Source organism: Pseudomonas sp. 8 R 14 (genome assembly GCF_900005955.1).
In the GTDB taxonomy this organism is placed as follows: domain Bacteria; phylum Pseudomonadota; class Gammaproteobacteria; order Pseudomonadales; family Pseudomonadaceae; genus Aquipseudomonas; species Aquipseudomonas marginalis.
Map to the genome: position 1 here is coordinate 37,608 of NZ_CVTH01000039.1, position 21,978 is coordinate 59,585.

At 61.9% G+C, this 21,978-nt stretch carries 14 protein-coding genes; 4 read left to right on the forward strand and 10 right to left on the reverse strand.

All coding sequences use genetic code 11. The features are described from left to right. Positions 1 to 4: 4 nt before the first annotated feature. Entirely contained in the window at positions 5 to 3,901 is a 3,897-nt protein-coding gene (gene purL, locus BFQ01_RS07765; protein ID WP_065924848.1) for a phosphoribosylformylglycinamidine synthase, read from the reverse strand. A gap of 286 nt (positions 3,902 to 4,187) precedes the next feature. Between purL and mltF the strand changes: the two genes are divergently transcribed. Beyond that, positions 4,188 to 5,648 (forward strand): membrane-bound lytic murein transglycosylase MltF, encoded by a 1,461-nt coding sequence (gene mltF, locus BFQ01_RS07770; RefSeq protein WP_027605438.1) that lies wholly within the window; start codon positions 4,188 to 4,190, stop codon positions 5,646 to 5,648. A gap of 128 nt (positions 5,649 to 5,776) precedes the next feature. On the opposite strand, the gene BFQ01_RS07775 is transcribed toward mltF, so the two are convergent. The 5 genes from BFQ01_RS07775 to treP form a co-directional block, all read right to left on the reverse strand. Next, complete coding sequence (locus BFQ01_RS07775; RefSeq protein WP_065924849.1) at positions 5,777 to 6,049, reverse strand: PTS transporter subunit EIIB; 273 nt, start codon at positions 6,047 to 6,049, stop codon at positions 5,777 to 5,779. Between the two features lie 2 nt (positions 6,050 to 6,051). After that, a complete protein-coding gene (gene ptsP / locus BFQ01_RS07780) occupies positions 6,052 to 8,565 on the reverse strand; it encodes a phosphoenolpyruvate--protein phosphotransferase (RefSeq protein WP_065924850.1) in 2,514 nt (837 codons plus the stop codon). Positions 8,566 to 8,626: 61 nt separating this feature from the next. Next, entirely contained in the window at positions 8,627 to 9,847 is a 1,221-nt protein-coding gene (locus BFQ01_RS07785; protein WP_065924851.1) for a maltoporin, read from the reverse strand. A gap of 164 nt (positions 9,848 to 10,011) precedes the next feature. After that, positions 10,012 to 11,658: an alpha,alpha-phosphotrehalase gene (gene treC / locus BFQ01_RS07790; RefSeq protein WP_065924852.1), complete on the reverse strand. Its 1,647-nt coding sequence runs from the start codon at positions 11,656 to 11,658 to the stop codon at positions 10,012 to 10,014. Positions 11,659 to 11,714: 56 nt separating this feature from the next. Further along, positions 11,715 to 13,157 (reverse strand): PTS system trehalose-specific EIIBC component, encoded by a 1,443-nt coding sequence (gene treP, locus BFQ01_RS07795; protein ID WP_065924853.1) that lies wholly within the window; start codon positions 13,155 to 13,157, stop codon positions 11,715 to 11,717. A 238-nt stretch (positions 13,158 to 13,395) separates the two neighbouring features. On the opposite strand from treP, the gene treR reads away from it, so the two are divergent. The 3 genes from treR to BFQ01_RS31240 all read left to right on the forward strand — a co-directional run bounded on the left by treR (position 13,396) and on the right by BFQ01_RS31240 (position 17,225). Next, positions 13,396 to 14,100 carry a trehalose operon repressor gene (gene treR / locus BFQ01_RS07800; protein WP_027605432.1) on the forward strand — a complete coding sequence of 235 codons (705 nt, stop codon included), beginning with the start codon at positions 13,396 to 13,398 and terminating at the stop codon, positions 14,098 to 14,100. Between the two features lie 65 nt (positions 14,101 to 14,165). Next, positions 14,166 to 15,386 (forward strand): dermonecrotic toxin domain-containing protein, encoded by a 1,221-nt coding sequence (locus BFQ01_RS31235; RefSeq protein WP_083244854.1) that lies wholly within the window; start codon positions 14,166 to 14,168, stop codon positions 15,384 to 15,386. A gap of 3 nt (positions 15,387 to 15,389) precedes the next feature. Next, positions 15,390 to 17,225, forward strand: coding sequence for a membrane-targeted effector domain-containing toxin (locus tag BFQ01_RS31240; RefSeq protein WP_083244855.1), 1,836 nt, complete (start codon positions 15,390 to 15,392; stop codon positions 17,223 to 17,225). A 71-nt stretch (positions 17,226 to 17,296) separates the two neighbouring features. Here BFQ01_RS31240 and guaA read toward each other — a convergent pair whose 3' ends face one another. From guaA to BFQ01_RS07825, 4 genes are all read right to left on the reverse strand, one after another. Beyond that, a complete protein-coding gene (guaA, locus tag BFQ01_RS07810; RefSeq protein ID WP_027605430.1) occupies positions 17,297 to 18,874 on the reverse strand; it encodes a glutamine-hydrolyzing GMP synthase in 1,578 nt (525 codons plus the stop codon). An 80-nt stretch (positions 18,875 to 18,954) separates the two neighbouring features. Beyond that, on the reverse strand, positions 18,955 to 20,424 hold the full coding sequence (gene guaB / locus BFQ01_RS07815) for an IMP dehydrogenase (RefSeq protein ID WP_017478674.1): 1,470 nt from the start codon (positions 20,422 to 20,424) through the stop codon (positions 18,955 to 18,957). Positions 20,425 to 20,528: 104 nt separating this feature from the next. After that, positions 20,529 to 21,077: a sugar ABC transporter ATPase gene (locus BFQ01_RS07820; protein WP_065924854.1), complete on the reverse strand. Its 549-nt coding sequence runs from the start codon at positions 21,075 to 21,077 to the stop codon at positions 20,529 to 20,531. Positions 21,078 to 21,168: 91 nt separating this feature from the next. Further along, entirely contained in the window at positions 21,169 to 21,936 is a 768-nt protein-coding gene (locus BFQ01_RS07825) for a sulfite exporter TauE/SafE family protein (RefSeq protein WP_065924855.1), read from the reverse strand. Between the last annotated feature and the right edge of the window lie 42 nt (positions 21,937 to 21,978).

The window sequence follows — 21,978 nt, forward strand, 5'->3', positions numbered from 1 at the left end:
GGTCTTAGTTCACCCACACGCGGGCGTTGCGGAACATGCGCATCCAGGCACCGTCTTCGTTCCATTCTTCCGGGCGCCAGGAGTTCTGCACGGCGCGGAACACGCGCTCCGGGTGCGGCATCATGATGGTCACGCGACCGTCGCGGCTGGTGAGGCCGGTGATCCCGCGCGGCGAGCCGTTCGGGTTGGCCGGGTAGCTTTCGGTGACCTTGCCGTGGTTGTCGACGAAACGCATGGCCACGCAGCCGGACAGATCGGCCTCGAGCAACGCCTCTTCGCTTTCGAACTCGGCATGGCCTTCACCGTGGGCGATGGCGATTGGCATGCGCGAACCGGCCATGCCCTGCAGGAAGATCGAGTTGGATTCCTGCACCTGCACCATGGCGACGCGGGCTTCGAACTGCTCGGAACGGTTACGCACGAAGTGCGGCCAGAACTCGCTGCCCGGGATCAGCTCGTGGAGGTTGGACATCATCTGGCAACCGTTGCACACACCCAGGGTGAAACTGTCGTTGCGCTCGAAGAAACCTTGGAACGCGTCGCGGGCACGGCTGTTGAACAGCGCCGACTTGGCCCAGCCTTCACCGGCACCCAGTACGTCGCCGTAGGAGAAACCACCGCAGGCCACCAGGCCCTTGAACTCATTGAGGTCAACGCGACCGGCGAGGATGTCGCTCATGTGCACGTCGATCGCATTGAAGCCGGCGCGGTCGAACGCGGCCGCCATTTCCACCTGGCCGTTGACGCCCTGCTCACGCAGCACGGCAACTTGTGGGCGGATGCCTTTCTTGATGTACGGCGCGGCGATGTCCTGGTTGACGTCGAAGCTGAGCTTGGTGCTCAAGCCCGGGTTGTCTTCTTCCAGGATCACGTCGAATTCCTGCTCGGCGCAGTCGGCGTTGTCACGCAGGCGTTGGATCTGGTAACTGGTCTCGGCCCACTGGCGTTGCAGCAAGCGGCGCTGGCCGGCAAACACGGTGTCGCCGTTGAACGAGATGTTGATTTCACCGTTGTTGATCGGCTGGCCGATCACCGCCACGCAGTCGTCCAGGCCAGCGGCGCTGAATTGTGCGAGGACGTCCGGCGTGGCGTCCTGGCGCACCTGGATCACCGCGCCCAACTCTTCGTTGAAGAGGATGCCGTTGATTTCAGAGGCGTCCTCGGCAACGCTGTCGAGCACGATGTTCAGGCCGCAGTGACCGGCGAAGGCCATCTCGACCACGCTGGTCAGCAGACCACCGTCGGAACGGTCGTGGTAGGCCAGCAGGTGGCCGTCGGCATTGAGGCCCTGGATCACGGCGAAGAAGGCCTTGAGGTCTTCGGCGTCATCCACGTCCGGCGCCTGTTTGCCGAGCTTGCCGTGGGTTTGCGCGAGGATCGAGGCGCCCATGCGGTTCTGGCCACGGCCCAGGTCGATCAGGATCAGGTCGGTGGTGCCCTTGTCCATGCGCAGTTGCGGGGTCAGGGTCTGGCGGATGTCGGTGACCGGCGCAAAGCCGGTGACGATCAGCGACAGCGGCGAGGTGACGCTCTTGTCCACGCCTTCATCGTTCCAACGGGTGGCCATGGACATGGAGTCCTTGCCCACCGGAATGGTGATGCCCAGCTCCGGGCACAGCTCCATGCCGACCGCTTTCACGGTGTCGTACAGACGCGCGTCTTCACCGGGGTGACCGGCAGCGGACATCCAGTTGGCCGACAATTTGATGTCGGACAGCTTGCCGATGCGCGACGCGGCGATGTTGGTGAGGGTTTCACCAATGGCCATGCGGCCCGACGCCGGGGCGTCCAGCAGGGCCAGCGGCGTACGCTCGCCCATGGCCATGGCTTCACCGGTGTAGACGTCGAAGCTGGTAGCGGTGACGGCAACGTCGGCCACCGGCACCTGCCATGGGCCGACCATCTGGTCACGGGCCACCAGGCCGGTGATGGTGCGGTCGCCGATGGTGATCAGGAAGCTTTTGCTCGCCACGGCCGGGTGGTGCAGCACACGTTCGATGCTGTCGGCCAGGTCCAGGGCGCTTGGGTCGAAATCATCGCCCAGCTCGGCTTCACGCACCGCCGAACGGTGCATGCGCGGGGCTTTGCCCAGCAGCACTTCGAGTGGCATGTCCACTGGGTTGTTGCCGAAGTGGCTGTCGGTCACCGTCAACTGCGGCTCGGCAGTGGCTTCGCCGACCACGGCAAACGGGCAACGCTCGCGTTCGCAGATGGCCTGGAAGCGCGCGAAGTCTTCAGGGCCGACCGCCAGTACGTAACGTTCCTGGGATTCGTTGCTCCAGATTTCGTGCGGGGCCATGCCCGGCTCGTCGTTTGGAATGTTGCGCAGTTCGAAACGGCCACCACGGTCACCATCGTTGACCAGTTCCGGGAAGGCGTTGGACAAACCACCGGCGCCGACGTCGTGGATGAAGCTGATCGGGTTCTTGTCACCCAACTGCCAGCAACGGTCGATGACTTCCTGGCAGCGACGTTCCATCTCTGGGTTTTCGCGCTGTACGGAAGCGAAGTCCAGGTCGGCCGAGCTGGTGCCGGTGGCCATGGAGGAAGCCGCGCCGCCGCCCAGGCCGATCAGCATCGCCGGGCCGCCGAGCACGATCAGCTTGGAGCCGACCAGGATCTCGCCTTTCTTGACGTGTTCTTCACGGATGTTGCCCATGCCGCCGGCCAACATGATCGGCTTGTGGTAACCGCGCACTTCATCACCACGGGGGGTGGTGATGGACTGTTCGAAGGTACGGAAGTAGCCGGTCAGCGCCGGGCGCCCGAATTCGTTGTTGAACGCGGCGCCGCCCAGCGGGCCTTCGATCATGATGTCGAGTGCGGTGACGATGCGCTCAGGCTTGCCGTACGGCACTTCCCACGGCTGCTCGAAGCCTGGGATCTGCAGGTTGGACACGGTGAAACCGGTGAGGCCGGCCTTTGGCTTGGCGCCACGGCCGGTGGCACCTTCGTCGCGGATCTCGCCGCCGGAACCGGTGGCCGCGCCCGGGAACGGGGCAATCGCGGTCGGGTGGTTGTGGGTCTCGACCTTCATCAGGATGTGCACCGGCTCCTGCACCGCGCCGTACTGGCGGGTTTCAGGGTCCGGGAAGAAGCGGCCGGCAACCGAGCCGACGATGACCGAGGCGTTGTCCTTATAAGCCGACAGAACGCCTTCGCTGTGCATCACGTAGGTGTTCTTGATCATGCCGAACAGGCTTTTTTCCTGGCTTTCGCCGTCGATGTCCCAACTGGCGTTGAAGATCTTGTGACGGCAGTGCTCGGAGTTGGCCTGGGCGAACATCATCAGTTCGATGTCGTGGGGGTTGCGCTTGAGACCGGTGAAGGCGTTGACCAGGTAGTCGATCTCGTCTTCGGCCAGGGCCAGGCCCAGCTCGGTGTTGGCCTTCTCCAGCGCAGCGCGTCCACCGCCCAGCACGTCAATCGCGGTCAGCGGCTTGGGCTCGGCGTGGCTGAACAGGCCGGCAGCTTGTTCCAACTGGCTGACGATGATCTGGGTCATGCGGTCGTGCAGGCTGCTGGCGATCAGCTCGGCCTCGGCGTCGCTGAACTGGCCGGCAACGTAGAAGGCAATACCGCGCTCCAGGCGCTGGATGCTCGCCAGGCCGCAGTTGCGGGCGATGTCGCTAGCCTTGCTCGACCAGGGCGAGATGGTGCCGAACCGTGGCAGAACCAGGAACAAGCGGCCGGTCGGCTCTTGAACGGGAACGCTTGGGCCGTACTTCAGAAGGCGTGCGAGCACTTGCTGTTCGTCGGCGGTCAAGACGCCGGTAACGTCGGCGAAGTGAGCAAATTCAGCATACAGGCCTGTAACCGCTGGAACCTTCTGGCTCAGTTGTTCAAGGAGTTTGCTGTGGCGAAAGGCAGAAAGGGCAGGAGCGCCGCGCAGGATCAACATCTTCGGGACAGCCTCGGGAAGGGGTGTGCTTTGAGGCCGTGCATTCTAGCGTAAACCATCGCCAACGGCACCCGAAACGGCACCGCTGGCGGCTGCCGAACGTCAGTTGGCACGGTTTGCACGCTATCGGGGCGTTATCCAAGGCATTCCGCGCAGTTATTTTAACCGTCACAATCGGGCGCCAAGCCACGTTTCTGCGGGTTGCAGCACAGTTTTGGCGGCGCTAGCAGACAAGTCCGCCGCTGTCGAGATATGGCGCCGTGGGCCGTTTGCGTATACTGCGCAGATGTTCTCCCCAACTGCTTTGCGCCCGCGATGCGCCAGATGGCTCATCGTCACCGGACTCTTCCTGATGCTCAGCGCCTGTGTTGATAAACCCAGCACGCTCGAGCGAATCAAGGAGGATGGCGTATTGCGGGTGATTACCCGAAACAGCCCGGCGACTTACTTCCAGGACCGCAACGGTGAAACCGGTTTCGAATACGAACTGGTCAAGCGTTTTGCCGATGACCTGGGCGTGAAGCTGGAAATAGAGACCGCCGACAACCTCGATGACCTGTTCGGCCAGTTGGGCAAACCCAACGGCCCGGTGCTCGCCGCCGCCGGCCTGGTCAGCAGCGAGCAGCGCCAGCAACAGGTGCGTTTCTCCCATCCTTACCTGGAAGTCACCCCGCAGATCATCTACCGCAACGGCCAGTCACGCCCGACGAACGCGGCGGACCTGGTGGGCAAGAAGATCATGGTGCTCAAGGGCAGCACCCACGCCGAACAGCTGGCGGCGCTTAAAAAGCAGAACCCGGCCATCGAATACGAAGAATCCGATGCTGTCGAGGTGGTCGACCTGCTGCGCATGGTGGACGAGGGGCAAATCGACCTGACCCTGGTGGACTCCAACGAAGTGGCGATGAACCAAGTGTACTTCCCCAACGTACGGGTGGCGTTCGACCTCGGCAATGCCAGCAACCAGAGCTGGGCCGTGGCGGCCGGCGACGACAACAGCCTGCTCAACGAGATCAACAGCTACCTGGACAAGGTGGAAAAGAACGGCACCCTGCAACGCCTTAAAGACCGCTATTACGGGCACGTCGATGTACTCGGCTATGTCGGCGCCTACACCTTCGCCCAGCATTTGCAGCAGCGGCTGCCCAAATACGAGAAACACTTTCGCGCCTACGCCAAGGAAGAAAAAGTCGATTGGCGCCTGCTTGCGGCTATCGGTTATCAGGAATCGCTGTGGCAACCGGCGGTCACCTCAAAGACCGGCGTGCGCGGCCTGATGATGCTGACCCAGAACACCGCCCAGGCCATGGGCGTGTCCAACCGCCTGGATGCCAGGCAAAGCATCATGGGCGGCGCCAAGTACCTGGCCAAGATCAAGGACGAGCTGGACGACAAGATCGCCGAGCCCGACCGCACCTGGTTCGCCCTCGCTGCTTATAACGTCGGCACCGGCCATCTGGACGACGCGCGCATCCTGGCGAAGAAGGAAGGCCTGAACCCGAACAAGTGGCTGGATGTGAAGAAGATGCTGCCGCGCCTGTCGCAGAAGCAGTGGTACAGCAAGACCCGCTACGGCTACGCCCGAGGCGGCGAGCCGGTGCACTTCGTGGCGAACATCCGGCGCTACTACGACATCCTGACCTGGGTGACCCAGCCCCAGCTGGAGGGTAACCAGGTGGTGGAAGGTAATCTGCATGTGCCGGGTGTGGATAAAACCAAGCCGCCGGAAGACACCCCGCAGCTATAAGAACACTGAAAAAACTAAAATGTGGGAGGGGGCTTGCTCCCGATGGCACAGTGTCAGCCACTGCATAGGCTGACTGATACACCGCCATCGGGAGCAAGCCCCCTCCCACATTTGGATCTCCACCGGTTTCAGAGGCCGGTGATCAGGTGTACCACTCCTCCCGCCAACACCATCACACCCGGCACACCTGCCGCTTTCAAAGCCGCCTCATCCAGCCGCCCCGCATCCTGCAATTGCACCCTCACCCGCGTCAGCGCCACCCGCCGCTGCGACTTGAGATTATCCGCCCCACCCAACGCGCTCAGCACCTCAGCCGACAACAAACCCGGCGCCGCTACGGTCTCGGCAATCAAGTCCGGCGTCAGAGCCTTCCAGAACGCCTGCTTCAATTTATCCAACATGCTCAGTTCTCCAGCACAACGGTGGCTGTTTGATAGTCGCGCAGGGCCTCGCGCACTTGGGCGGCTTCTTCCAGGCCCAGCACCTGGCGGGCGATGCTCTGGCAGTCGACCAGGTCCAACTCGCGCACGGTGGCCTTGATGGTCGGGATCAACGGCACGCTGACCGACAACTCATCGACCCCCAACCCGATCAACAACGGCACGGCCAGCGCTTCCGACGCCAACGCGCCGCAGACGCCCACCCATTTGCCGTGGGCATGAGCGGCCTTGACGGTGGTGGCAATCAGGCGCAATACCGCCGGGTGAAAGCTGTCGGCCTGGCTGGCCAGCCGTGGATGGTCACGGTCCATGGCCAGGGTGTATTGGGTCAGGTCGTTGGTGCCGATGGAGAAAAAATCCACATGGGGCGCAAACACGTCGGCCATCAAGGCGGCGGACGGCACTTCGATCATGATGCCCAGCTTCGGCAGCTCGACAAGCCCCAGCGCCAGCGCCTCTTCTTCAAGGATCTTGCGCGCCAGGTGCAGCTCCGACAACAGGCTGACCATCGGTAACATGATATGCAGCCGCGTCAGGCCGGCACTGGCGAGGATGGCGCGCAACTGCTCGCGCAGTAGCTGTGGACGCTCCAGGCACAGGCGAATCCCGCGCAAACCCAGGAATGGGTTGGTCTCCGCTTCCATCGGCACGTAGGCCAACGGTTTGTCGCCGCCCACGTCCAGGGTGCGCACCACCAGGTTGCGTTCAGTACCCAGGGCACGGGCGATGGCGCTGTAAGTGGTGGCCTGTTCCTCGGGGCTCGGCGCGCGGTTACGGTCGAGGTAGAGGAATTCCGAGCGCAGCAGGCCCACGCCTTCACCCCCTAGGGTCAGGGATTGCTCCACCTCCTGAAGCGAAGCGACGTTGGCCGTGACCTCGACGTGATGACCATCGCGGGTGATGGCGGGCAACGCAGCCTGCGCCACATCGCGCTGATGCCGCTGCACCTGTTGTTGGCGAGCCACTTCCAAGCGTTCGATTTCAGCCAGGTTCGGCGCCAGATGCAGCTCGCCTTTATCGGCATCCAGCAGCACCTGCTTGCCATTCGCCAGCGCCAAGACCTGCTCCGGCACCCCGCAGATCGCCGGCAAGCCCAAGGCACGGGCGAGGATCGCCACATGGCTGGTCGCCCCGCCGCCGACGGTGACAAACCCCAGCACCTTTTGGGGATCGAGGCTGGCGGTTTGCGAAGGCGTCAGTTGCTCGGCGACCAGGATCGCGCGGTCGGGCAGGTCCCAGGCGCGGTCTTGAATTCCGAGGATCAGCTTCAGCACACGCTGGCCGACATCCGCGAGGTCCGCCGCACGTTCGGCCAACAGGGCATTGCCCAGGTTCTGGAACAGCTGGGCAGTGGCGACCGTGGCGCTGTTCCAGGCAAATGCGGCGCTCTTGCCTTCGGCCAGCAGGCCGTGGGCTTGTTCCAGCAGCGTCGGGTCTTCGAGCAATTCCTGATGGGCGCGGAAAATCTCCGCCTGGGCACTGCCTGCCGCCTGGGTTTGCAGGGCTTGCAGCGCTTCGGTTGCAGCCAGCAAGCCACGGTCCAAAGCGCCGCGCTCGAACGCCTCGCCAGCGCCCTGTTCAGTCACCTTCAGCTCGGGCTCAGCAATCTGGACCACCTGGCCAAACGCCGATCCCGGCGATGCGCAAACGCCTCGCAGCAGCGTCGCCGACGATACCGGCACGGGCGCTTCAAGCTGTGCAGCCGGCGCCGCAATGGCCTCGCCGCAGCCTTCAAGCAACAGCGCGACCAAAGCTTGGATCGCCGCCTCGGCATCGTCACCGGCCGCACTCACTTGCAAGGTATCGCCCTGCACGGTTTGCAGCGCCATGATCGCCACCAGCGACTTGGCGTTGGCACTCTGGGTTTGCTTGTGCAGGTAAATGCTCGCGTTAAAACCTTTCGCGGCTTGTGCAAACACGGCGGCCGGGCGCGCGTGTAAACCGTTGGCGTTGGGTAAGGTCAACGGCTTTGAGAAGCGTGCATCGCCCTCCTCCTCATCGGCCTCCTCTACCCGGTTGCCGGGCGCTACCTGCAACACCGGCTGGCCCCGTTCCACCAGGCCGCTTGCCAACGGCGTGAACGGCTCGCCGCTGACCACCAGCATCAAGGTCAGCAAACTGCGTGCGTGGAGTGCCACATAGTCGGCATCGAATTCGATCAAGGCTTGCCCGGCTTCTACCCGCTGGCCTTCCTCGACCAGGCGGGTGAAGCCCTTGCCGGCCAGGCTCACGGTGTCCAGGCCGATATGCATCAGCACCTGCACGCCGTTGTCGTCGGTGACGCTGACCGCATGCCCACTGTCCTGGATATTGCTGATCACCCCGGCCAGGGGGGCGCACAGGGTCTGCGAGGTGGGATCGATGCACAGGCCGTCGCCGATCATGCGGCTGGCGAACACCGGGTCAGGCACCTTGTCCAGTGCCAGCAGCACGCCGGACAAGGGCGCCAGCAGTTCCAGGGGTTGAGTTGCGGTCATGACGTCACCTGCTGTTTTGTTCTGTAAAGATCCTTGGGTGGATGCCTATCCCATGGATGACTTATTTCCACCAGTATTCAACCTGCACGCCAACGTTCGACCCATGCCGCGCGGTGCCATAGGCGCCGGTGTCGGACAACGCCGAGCCCGCCGCCAGTTCATTCGCTGCACGCTTGGCCGCTTCGTTCCAGGTCGCATAGGTGTAGTACAAACGCACTTCCGGCCGCGCCCAGAAATCCGGGCCGTTGGGCGACCAGGTCGGGGCAAAGGTAAATTTGCTCAGCTTGCGCGTGCCGCCGGTGGCATCGACCTGATCATGCCCAAGCTCGGTGACCAACTTGAATTGTTCGCTGATCGCATACGCAGGGCGCACGCCGATGGACATCCAGGTCTGGTCCTGGCTGCCGGGGCGAATATCCTTCTGGTACACCGCCTCGATCTGCCCACCAAAACGCGGGGTCACCTGCCAGTCGAAGAACTCCACGGCGCGATAACTTTTGCTGCTGTTATCCAGGAAGGTATTGCCGGTGTAGCCCAGGCCGGTGCCGGGGCCTTCGCCGTACTGCAAAGCGAATTTGTTCTTGCCGCCCAGGAAGTTTTTTTGCACATGCTGCGCGGTGAGCGCCCAGCCGCTGTGGGTGTCGCGCCCGCCGGCCTTTTCGATATGGCTCAAGCCCAGCTCCAGCTCGCCGCCGGGGTTGGTCTTGAAGCCCGCGACGTTGAAGTCGTGACGGGTGGCGTATTCCTTCTGGTACAGGTTGTCCTTGCGCGAAATGGCGTAGCTGTACTTGAGGTCGCCGATCAGCACGTCCTCGATACCGCCGCCGGTGCCGCTCTGGTTCCAGTAGTAGAAGTCGGAAATATGGATGTCATTGCGTTTGTAGTAACGCCGACCGGCCCACAGCGAACCGCCATTGAGGGCAGGCAGGTTCGACCACTGCGCATACATCTGCGGCATGCGCGCCGAGCCGTTGTCTTCGCCCTGGAATTTAAGGGCGCGGTCGTATTGGTTGTACAGCGACGCCATGGCGTCGACGCTGAGCACCGAGCCATCGTCGAGGGTCAGCAGGTCCTGACGCAGTTCCAGTTCGGCGTACTGCTCGCATTCGTTGCCCAGTCGGTATTTGGTTTGCGCCCCCGGCAACTGGAAACATTGCTGCTTGCCACTGCCTGTCGACGTCCCCGCGCCGCTGCGCAAGTAACCGGCAAATTCCAGGGCCTGTGCGCCGAATGGCAGGCTCAGGCAGGATGCAACGAGGCCCAGCTTTATTGTTGTTTTCATGAATGCTCCTTCTATTTTTATTGTTTTATTACTGTCCTTGCACGACACGATTCCCTGTAGGAGCGAGCTTGCTCGCGAAGAACGCCAACGATTACGCAGCGATACTGGTTTAACGCGGCGCTCTCAGGTTTTTCGCGAGCAAGCTCGCTCCTACAGGGGGCGTATCAATCAATCAGGTGCAGCACGAACGATTCGTAGGGACGCAAGACGACCGTGGCCGAGCGTCGCGGGCAGTCGGGGTAGTTGCTGATCAGCAGGCGTTGCTCGGTCGCGGCCTCGATCACGTCGCCAGGCAGCTGGACCTCACAGGGCTGGCCGTAGAAGTTGTTCAGCACCAGCAGGCGCTCGCCGTGGCCTTCGCGCAGGTACGCCCAGACCTGCAAATGGTCTTGCAGCAGTTGGCGGTAAACCCCCTCTTGAATCAGCGGTTCGTGACGGCGCAGGGCGATCAGTGCGCGGTAGTGATGCAGCACGGAGTCGGGATCGTCGCGCTGGTGTTCAACGTTGATCTGCGCGGCATTCGCCGGGAGGCCGATCCAGGGCTCGCCGCTACTGAAACCCGCATTCGGCTGCGCGTTCCACTGCATCGGCGTACGGCCGTTGTCGCGGGACTTCTGCATGATCGCCGCCATGCTCGCCGCTTCGGATTCACCGGCATCGCGCTTGAGGCGGAAGATGTTCAGGGTCTCCACATCGCGGTACTGATCGATGCTGTCAAAGCCCGGATTGGTCATGCCCAGTTCTTCGCCCTGGTACACGAACGGCGTGCCCTGGAGGAAGTGCAGCGCGGTGGCGAGCATCTTGGCCGAGACCACGCGATGCTCACCGTCGTCACCAAACCGCGAGACCACCCGGGGTTGATCGTGGTTACACCAGAACAGCGCGTTCCAGCCGCCACCGGCCTGCATGCCCAGTTGCCAGTCGGAGAGGATCTGCTTGAGTTGCAGGAAGTCGAAGTCAGCCTTCACCCACTTCTGCAGGTTCGGGTAATCGACTTTCAGGTGATGAAAGTTGAAGGTCATCGACAGCTCTTTCGACTCTGGCCGCGAGTAGCGAATGCAATGCTCAAGGCTGGTGGACGACATCTCGCCGACGTTGATCAGGTCATGGCCTTCAAAGACTTCGCGGTGCATCTCCTGCAGGTATTCATGCACGTTCGGGCCGTCGGTGTAGAAGCGGCGGCCGTCGCTGCTGTCTTCGGGGAAGTCGGCGGGCTTGGAGATCAGGTTGATCACATCCAGGCGGAAACCGCCCACGCCCTTGTCGCGCCAGAAGCGCATCAACTTGAACACCTCGGCACGCACCTGGGGGTTGTCCCAATTGAGGTCGGCCTGGGTGTGGTCGAACAGGTGCAGGAAGTACTGGCCGGTTTGCGCCTCGTATTCCCAGGCCGAACCGCCGAACTTGGACTCCCAGTTGTTCGGCTGGTCGCGCCAGATGTAGAAGTCGCGGTAGGGGTTGTCGAGGCTGCTGCGCGCCTGCTGGAACCACTCATGCTCGATGGAGGTGTGGTTGACCACAATGTCGAGCATCAGCTTGATGCCACGCTTGGCCGCTTCGCTGATCAGCAGGTCGCAGTCGGCCATGGTCCCGTAGCTGGGATCGATGGCGTAGTAGTCGCTGATGTCGTAGCCGTTGTCCCGTTGCGGCGAGCGCAGGAACGGGGTGATCCACAGGCAATCCACGCCCAGCCATTTGAGGTAGTCGAGTTTGTCCACGATGCCCAGCAGGTCACCGGTGGCGTTACCCGCGTGGCTGTGGAAGCTCTTGGGGTAGATCTGGTAGATCACCGAGTGTTGCCAGTCTTGCATGGTGGGTTCCTTCAGTAGAGTTTTGTGCTGGCCTCTCGGGCCTCGATGGCGATTGATCAGGCGACGCGATAACCCGGCCGAACAATCTTCATGCTCAACGCACAGGTCAGTACAAACGGCACGACCATCGCGATGACCATCCCGATCACAAACATCGCGATGGATTGCGGCACGATCGAGATAAACCCAGGTAAACCACCGACGCCGATGGCCGAGGCCTGCACCTTGTTCAGCGACAGGAAAATGCTGCCCAGCGCCGAGCCCACCAGGGCCGCGTAAAACGGAAACTTGAAGCGCAGGTTCACCCCGAACATCGCCGGTTCCGTGATGCCGAAGTACGCGGAAATCGCTGAGGTCGAGGCCATGCTTTTATCCCGCGCATTGCGGGTGGTGTAGAACACCGCGAGCGCGGCGCTGCCCTGGGCCAGGTTGGACATCACGATCATCGGCCAGATAAACGTGCCGCCCTGGGTGGAGATCAGTTGCAGGTCCACGGCGAGGAACATGTGGTGCATGCCGGTGATCACCAGCGGCGCGTACAGCAGCCCGAAAATCGCTCCGCCAACCATCGGCGCCAGGTCAAACAGGGTGACCACGCCTTCGGTGATCAGGATGCCGAGGTGACGGGTCACCGGGCCGATGATCGCCAACGCGAGCACGCCGGTGACGACGATGGTGGTGATTGGCACGACCAGCAATTGAATGGCGTTGGGCACACGAGCGCGCAGCCATTTCTCGATGACGCTCATGACATACGCCGCCATCAGGATCGGCAGGATCTGCCCCTGGTAGCCGACTTTCTCGATCTTGAACCAACCGAAAATATCGAAGTACGGCAGGCTCTGGCCGTCGAGCCCGGCGACCGCCTTGCCGTAGTTCCAGGCATTGAGCAGATCGGGATGCACCAGCATCAGGCCGAGCACGATGCCGAGGATTTCACTGCCGCCAAAGCGCTTGGCCGCCGACCAACCCACCAACGCCGGCAGGAACACGAACGAGGTGTTGGCCATCAGGTTGATCAGGCTCCACAGGCCATCCAGGTTCGGATACGCCTCCAGCAGCGTCTGGCCCTCGATGAACATGCCCTTGGCGCCCATCAGGTTGTTCACGCCCATCAGCAGGCCGGCGATGATCAACGCGGGCAGGATCGGCATGAACACATCGGAGAACACCCGTACCAGGCGCTGCATGGCGTTGGTCTTGTCGGCGCCCTTCTTCTTCACATCGGCGATGGTGGCGGCGGCGAGGCCGGTCTGTTCGCGCAGGGCGGCGTAGACCTTTTCCACTTCGCCGGGGCCGATCACCACCTGGAACAAACCGCCGGTGAAGAACGAGCCCTTGACCAGTTCGACCTGGTTCAACGCGCTGTTGTTGACCAGGCTCGGATCCTTGAGCGCCAGGCGCAGGCGGGTCACGCAGTGGGCAGCTTGCTCAAGGTTGTCGCTGCCCCCGAGGTGCTCGAGGATCTCGCGGGCAATGTTGGAATAGTCGTGGCTCATGCTTGGTTTCCACTTTGATTTTTTTTATTGGGGGCAGTCATTGGCAGCACGCCGAAGGCAAAAGTACTCGTACAGACGAGTTAAAGCAACAACTCGTCTGTACGAGTTTGATTTTGTTTATTCCCTGCAGGACACCGCTGCACTGCAAGCCGCAGAAATCCATGGGTCTAATGGACAAACTCCCGCTCTGCCTCTAAGGTTCCTGCCTTGAACGCCAACGCGGCACAGAGCCCTATCCATGAGCAAATACAACCAGATCTATACCGATCTGCTTGCCAGCATCACCACCGAACGCCTGCAACGCGGCACGCGCCTGCCCTCCGAAACCGAATTGATGGACAGCTACCAGGCCAGCCGAGGCACCGTGCGTCGCGCCATCGAGCAACTGCAGGAACGTGGGTTTGCGCAAAAGATCCACGGCAAGGGCACCTTCGTGCTCTCGCCCAACCCGATTGAGTTCCAACTCGGCGGCATCGTCAGCTTCCACGAAACCCACGCCGACCTGGGCGATGACGTACGCACCGAAGTGGTCGAATTCACCCAGCTCCCCCTGGAAGGCCCATTGTTGCAACACATCGAGGCCGAACCCGGCAGCCTCATCACACGCATCAAACGGGTACGGCGCATCGGCGGCAAACGGGTGATCCTCGACATCAACCACTTCGTCGCCGACCTGATCCCAGGCCTGGACCAGGCGATCGCCGAACAGTCGATCTACGCCTTCATCGAGCAGACCTTGCAACTGCAGATCAGCTACGCCCAGCGCACCATCGAAGCCCTGCCCCGCAGCAAGGACGACCAGACGCACCTGGACCTCGAAGGGCAAAGCCATGTGATCGTGGTGAGCAACCAGACGTTTTTGCAGGACGGGCGACAGTTCGAGTACACCGAGTCGCGGCATACGTTGGATAAGTTTTACTTCTCCGATATCGCCAGGCGCTAACTATCTACCCATCGCCCGTCTAAACGGCTTGGCATGCTCGGCTCTTCCCCCTTAAGGAGAGCAGCATGCCGCTTGCCGACACCTCCCCCGCCGCTCAGCAACAACTCAGGGCCCTGGCGCCCATCGTGCTGGATGCGTGCCCGAACATGCAGAGGATGGCCATCGAGGCCGCCCGCGAGATTCTCGCAAAACACGGTCTGGCGACCCTGGATCCCGATCACGTGCACTGGCACCGCTTCACCGGCGGTGTCGGTGACCCGGCGACGTTTACGGGCTGGAGCCACAACGAAAAACCCCAGGCGTCGATGACGCTGACGCAGCTGGTCATTCACCGCTTCGAGGTACATGACCAGGACAATGCCGACCTGCTCGACGGTGATGGTGGCTTTTATCGCGAGGGTGCCGAGGCGCGGTTATTCGATCAGCATAACGAAGTGCGGCTGTCCGCCAGCGCGGTGCTCAAGGACTTCTGGGCGATCAATTTCAGCGATCGCTACACCACGCGCATGGATGCATTCTGGAGCGCTCACTTCGATGATTTTCGCACCCTGGCCAAGGTCAACTGCCTGGCCGAGGCCCTGCAAGCACGACAAGCCGGGGATCTCACCACGTCGCAGTTGCAGACGGTGATTCGGGCCCTGGCCAGCAATCTGTGCTGGCCCCCAACCCTGTCCAACCTGCAGGCCAAGGCCACTTCAGCCGGCGGGCTGCGTGTGGCGGCGCTGGATATCGGTGGACATACCGCCACGGATATCCTGCGCATCGTCGACGGCGATGGGCGGCAAATCCTTTATGTACCGGGCGAGTCACAGGCCTTCCACTGTTTCGAGACCCCTGCCGACCTGCATTTCTGGCTGCTGAACCAGACCAGCCACCCGGATAACCGCGCCCGCTTCATGGCCCATTTCCCGCTGTCGGCGCAGATCCAGCAGGACGACACCGCTGCCGTGACGTGGAAACAGATGCTGCTCACCCCCGTGCTGATCTATCGCACCGCCCAGGCCCTGGCGGGTACCCTGCCGCCGGACTGGGTGGACAAGGGCCTGTCCCACCAACTCGACCAGTTGTTTGTCGACTGGGGCACCTGGGACCACCGCCTGATCAATCAAGCCGACCAGGCCATCGAGGACGATGCCTTTACCTGGCTGGCGCAATCGAGTCAGACGCGCATGCGCAATGACGCGGATTTTTCCCTGCGCAGCAATGGCGACCTGCGCAAGAAACTCTGGATCGGCTACCTGAACGCCTTTGGCAAAACCTTTGGCCCGATGGCCGTGGTCGGCTGACCGGTGGCGTTGGTGGTCGTGGGGGCCAGTGCGGCAAATCTTGGCCTGAACATCGACCAGGCCATCAACGGCAAGACCCCGGCCGAACGCCACGCCGGGGAGCTGGGCGCGGTATTCAGTGCCATCGATACGCTGTTTAACCTGGCACTGTTGAAAGCCGACGGGGTCATGCCCGATATCGCCGAAGCGGCCGACACCCTCGCAGTGGAGCCCATTGAGTTGACGCCGCCCACAGCGCCCGCCAGCGCACCGCCGGTGCCTGAGCCTGCGGTACCTGCCACCTACCAGGCCAACCTGATACTGGAAGGAGAACACCTGGATACCGCCCCCGGAAAATTCCAGCAGGTCTATAGCCTGCGGACCTCCGACGGCATGCCTCAGCAAGCCATCCTGATGAACGATCAAGCCTATTACGTGCGCTACGAAGCCGCCCCCAACGGTCGTGGGCATTGGGCGATTGTCGACCCGAACAACCCCCATGGCTTTTCCGGCGCGCTGCCGGTGCGCCTGAACGAACTCAACGAATGGGAACCTGTGCCCCACAGCAACGGGTTGAAAGGCGGCGGGGGAAACTCCAGCAAAAGCGCCCGGGGGCCGGCCCCCTCGCGGGTCCCGCCACCGCCACAAGCGATGACCACGCCACCCCACTCGCTGCGCAGGGTGACCAGCCCCTTCGATACCCCGCCATCCACCCGCCCGGAAGTGAAACGCTGGGCAATGGGCCTCACTGAAACCCATGTTCACAGCCGCTTCGGCCGTATTGACCGCTTCACCTACTACTTCGGCGAAACGCACCGCAAACTGCTGCAATCGGCGCAAGACTTCTACAAGGAACTGTCCTGGACCCGCCTGCCACCTCGTCCGGACATCCCCACCTTTGAACCGACAACGGCCTTCGAAGAAGTCCTCGAACGCCTGCCCGAAGACCTACCGGGCTACGTCATCGGCGAAACCCTGGACCGTATCAGCAGCACCCGCCTGCTGATCAACAACATGCCGCTCTTCGCGCGCAAGGGCGTGAAAACCCTGTATATGCGGCGCCTGCTCAACGACTTCGCCCAGGATGATCTGAACCACTACTTCCAGACCGGCAAGATGCCGGAGGACCTGGAAAGCTACCTTGGCAAGCTGGGCACCGATCCATCCGGGCAGTTCAATGAACTGGAACTGGTCAAGACCGCCAGGGCCAATGGCATACGCGTGCAGGCTATCGATTGCGCAGCCCATTACAAATACCCCACCCCTATCGCCGATCTTTCAGAGCAGGTGATGAGCAATTACCTCGCCCACCTCCTTATCCAAGCCGACATAGCGCTGAACGGCGGCGGTAAATGGCTGGTACTGACCGGGGCCAGAAACATCAATACCTTTAATGGATTCGCCGGTCTCAGTGAACTGGAAGGAGGTATCGGGCTGCGTATAGAAGAGGTCTTTCCGGGGCAAGGCAACGAGGTGCGTATCGACCCCGGCATCGCCATTGATCGCGACAACGCCCCCAGTCATGAAAGCGTCGGCGACAGCTTCGACACCTTGAATGCCGACCTACGCGTACAAGTGGAAGCCCCGCCGGTGCACAGGACGCTGGAGCAACAGCAGCGACTGCTGTTTCGCAAGGGCATGTACCTGATCGACAAAAACCAGGGCAACTACACCCTGCGGCACCACAGCAGAGACAGGGGCATCGTTGCGACCCCCATCAATCGACTGGCCGACGGCAGCTTTTACATCGACCGCCCGGCCTGGGCAGGCGTGCATGACATACGGTTCCCCACGCTGGAACAGCTGTCCAGCGCCCTTACCAATATGGGCATGAGCCTGCAAAGTCGGCTTCCTGCCTGACAGGCAATAAAAAACCTGGCCGAGGCCAGGTTTTTTACTCACTCAACGCAGGCCATTCAGGCTCGCCTTGCTTATTCCCACTCAATCGTCGCCGGCGGCTTGCTCGACACGTCATAAGTAACGCGCGAAATACCTTCGATCTCATTGATGATACGGCCGCTGACGGTTTCCAGCAGTTCGTACGGCAGGTGTGCCCAACGGGCGGTCATGAAGTCGATGGTTTCCACGGCACGCAGGGCCACGACCCAGGCGTAACGACGGCCATCGCCTACAACGCCTACGGACTTAACCGGCTGGAACACCACGAACGCCTGGCTGACCTTGTGGTACCAGTCGGCCTTGCGCAGTTCTTCGATGAAGATGTGGTCGGCACGGCGCAGCAGGTCGGCGTATTCCTTTTTCACTTCACCGAGGATGCGCACGCCCAGGCCCGGGCCGGGGAATGGGTGGCGGTAGACCATGTCGTACGGCAGGCCCAGTTCCAGGCCAAGACGGCGGACTTCGTCCTTGAACAGTTCGCGCAGTGGTTCTACCAGCTTGAGGTTCATCTCCTCAGGCAGGCCACCCACGTTGTGGTGGGACTTGATCACGTGGGCCTTGCCGCTCTTGGCACCGGCCGACTCGATCACGTCGGGGTAGATGGTGCCCTGGGCGAGGTACTTGATGTTGTCCAGCTTGTTGGACTGGGCATCGAATACGTCGATGAAAGTGCGGCCGATGATCTTGCGCTTCTTCTCCGGGTCGGATTCGCCGGCCAGGTTGTTCAAGAACTGCTCTTCGGCGTTGGCGCGGATCACCTTGACGCCCATGTTCTCGGCGAACATGGCCATTACCTGCTCGCCTTCATGCAGGCGCAGCAGGCCGTTGTCGACGAACACGCAGGTCAGTTGGTCGCCGATGGCCTTGTGCAGCAGCGCAGCGACCACGGAGGAGTCAACGCCGCCGGACAGACCGAGCAGCACGTTGTCGGTGCCGACCTGGGCGCGTACGTTGGCGATCGCGTCTTCAGCGATTTTCGACGGGGTCCACAGGGCTTCACACTCGCAGATGTCGAGGATGAAGCGCGACAGGATGCGCCCGCCTTGCTTGGTGTGGGTCACTTCCGGGTGGAACTGCACGCCGTAGTAACGACGCTCGTCGCTGAACATGCCGGCGATCGGGCAGCTCGGGGTGCTGGCCAGGATGTGGAAGTCTTCCGGCATCCTGGTGACCTTGTCACCGTGGCTCATCCATACGTCGAGGCCGAACAGGCCATCGGCGTCGATGTGGTCTTCGATGCCGTCCAGCAGGCGGCTCTTGCCGACCACGTCGACACGGGCATAACCGAATTCACGCAGCTCGGAACCTTCAACCTTGCCGCCCAGTTGCTCGGCCATGGTCTGCATGCCGTAGCAAATTCCGAAGACCGGCACGCCCAGGTCGAACACGGCTTGCGGGCAACGCGGGCTGTTGGCTTCGTGCACGGACTCGGGGCCACCGGCGAGGATGACGCCTTTCGGTGCGAATTCGCGGATCGCTTCGTCATCCATGTCGAACGGGTGCAGTTCGCAGTACACGCCGATTTCACGCACGCGGCGGGCGATCAGTTGGGTGTACTGGGAACCGAAGTCGAGGATCAGGATGCGGTGGGCGTGAATGTCGAGGGCCATGAAGTCAGTCTCGTCTAATGAATCAGAAACAACTCGGGGCTGAAGAACAGCCCCGGTTACTTAACATTTTGCTGGAAGCCTCAACCTACGCGGTAGTTTGGCGCTTCCTTGGTGATCTGCACGTCGTGGACATGGGATTCAGCCATGCCTGCGCCGGTGATCCGTACGAACTCTGGCTTGGTGCGCATTTCTTCGATGTCGGCGCTGCCGGTGTAGCCCATCGAGGAACGCAGGCCGCCCATCAGTTGATGGATGATGGCGCTCAGGGTGCCCTTGTACGGCACACGGCCTTCGATGCCTTCCGGCACGAGCTTCTCGGCGCCTGCCGAGGAGTCCTGGAAGTAACGGTCGGACGAGCCTTGAGCCTGGGACATGGCGCCCAGCGAACCCATGCCGCGGTAAGCCTTGTAGGAACGGCCCTGGAACAGTTCGATCTCGCCCGGCGCTTCTTCGGTACCGGCGAACATCGAGCCCATCATCACGCAGGAAGCACCGGCAACGATGGCCTTGGACAGGTCACCGGAGAAACGGATGCCGCCGTCGGCGATCAACGGTACGCCAGTGCCTTCAAGGGCCGCGGCGACGTTGGCGATGGCGCTGATTTGCGGCACGCCCACACCGGCAACGATACGCGTGGTGCAGATCGAGCCAGGGCCGATACCGACCTTGACCGCATCGGCACCGGCTTCGGCCAGGGCCTTGGCGGCAGCGCCGGTGGCAATATTGCCGCCGATCACCTGCACCTCAGGGAAGTTCTGCTTGACCCAACGCACGCGGTCGATCACGCCTTTGGAGTGGCCGTGGGCAGTGTCGACCACTACCACGTCAACGCCGGCAGCCACCAGGGCCGCCACGCGGTCGCCAGTGTCTTTGCCGGTACCGACCGCAGCGCCGACGCGCAGACGACCTTGGTCATCCTTGCTGGCCAGCGGGTAAGCCTTGGCTTTTTCGATGTCGTTGACGGTCATCATCCCTTTGAGGGCGAATTTGTCGTCGACGATCAGCACGCGCTCGATGCGGTGCTTGTGCAGCAGTTCGCGCACGTCGTTCTTGTCGGCGCCTTCCTTGACAGTCACGAGGCGCTCTTTAGGCGTCATCACTTCGCGGACGGTGACTTCAAGACGGTTCTCGAAACGCACGTCACGGGAAGTGACGATGCCGACCAGGTCGCCATCGTGCAGTACCGGAACGCCGGAGATGTTGTGCAGGCGAGTCAGGTCGAACAGGTCACGCACGGTAGCGTCGGCTTCGATGGTGATCGGATCCTTCACCACACCGGCTTCGTAACGCTTGACCTTGCGCACTTCGGCAGCTTGCTGCTCGATGGTCATGTTCTTGTGGATGATGCCGATGCCGCCTTCCTGAGCCATGGCAATGGCCAGACGGGCTTCGGTGACGGTGTCCATGGCAGCGGAAACCAGGGGAATATTCAGCTCGATGCCACGGGTTAGGCGGGTCTTGAGACTGACTTCGTTAGGAAGCACCTCGGAATAACCGGGCACTAGGAGAATGTCGTCGAATGTCAGAGCTTCTTGGCTGATACGCAGCATCGCGGGGGCTCCCGAGCGGGAAAATGGAAGCGCGCCATTATACTCAGACACCCCCCAGGTCTCAATGTAAAACTCTGACATATTTGGGAATAGTGATAGAAGGACTACAGCTCGACTTTGACCCAGCTGATCTTCTGGTCCAGCCAATCGGCGAATTCGTCGATAAAGCTCTGCTTGAACCCCGCCTCCGCCCAGTTGTTGAAGATGAACCCCAGGTTGGAAAACCCGCACGCCTGCAGGAACAGAAAACCGTTGATGTCATCTTCATGCCCACACAGCGGGCAGGTGAAGTTGTCGGTGTGGCCGGGCATCCAGTCTTCCAGGCTTTCGAACAGCGCCTCGCCGACTTCCTTGAGGCATTCCGGGCAGCCGGCTTCTTCGAGAAAGCCCTTGGCCGGGGTATAGATGCAGCGCTTGTAGATGATCTCCAGGCCGTTGACCGGCTCGTTGAACGGCAACGCCTCGGGGTGCAGCACCACGGCGCGGGCGCCGTCGGCCAGGGCATAGGCCATGCGGTTGCCGGTGCGGCCACAGGTGGTCAGTTCTTCCTTGATGATGTTCTTGCGCACCAGCCACCGCACGATCGCCCGGGCGCGGGGTTCGTGGACGGGCAAGGTGGAGATTTTCGGGACAAGGATGCTTTGGGAATTCATGGGAGACCTGCGGCGTGGCTTCTGGCCTCATCGCGGACAAGCCCGCGATGAGGCCCGGGAGGACGGCAGCTTAATCCCTGAAGAAATCAGGTCAAGTGCTCAAGTACCGCCCAATCAACGCAATGCCACTGGCCAGCACCAACCACGTCACCAGCCGGACGAAGGCCTCACGGGACATGCGCATGGTCAGCCTGCGCCCACACCACAGCCCCAGGGCCATCGCCGGCAGCAGGCACAGCGCCAACATCAACAGCGGCCAGTCAGCATACACCCCGGCGATCAGGAACAGGCTCAGGCGCACCACCGTGCTGCAACTGATCAGCGCGCTTTGGGTGGCGCGCGCCGCGTCCTTGGGCAAGCGGCTGTTGAGGTAGATTGCATATAAAAAGCCACCACTGCCGAACAACGCACCGAACAACCCGCCTACGGTGCCCATGGGGATCGACCAGCCAGCGGCCAGCTGCGTTGGCCGGGTTTTCACCGCCAGGCTGTAGATCGCATAGGCGCTGATAAACAGCCCCATCAGCAGCAGCAACAGGTCCGAATGCAGGTTGAGCAGAAACACCACGCCCAGGGTGCAGCCAATCGCCATGCACGGCAGCAATCGCAGCAGCTCCGGCTTGTTCACGTCCCGGCGCGTTTGCAGCAGGCCGCCGAAGGCCGCGACGAAATCCAGCAGCACCAGCAGCGGGATGATCTTCGACAGCGGTATAAACACAATCAGGATCGGCCCCGCCACCAGCGCCGTGCCAAAACCGGCGATGCCGAACACGATATAGGCCACCACCACGCCCAGGCCGATCACCAGCCAATCCATACCACCAAACGACCACTGACTCATCAGCTCAACCGGGCTCATGGGTAATTCCTTATTGGAGATGACCATCACTTTAGCCATCGG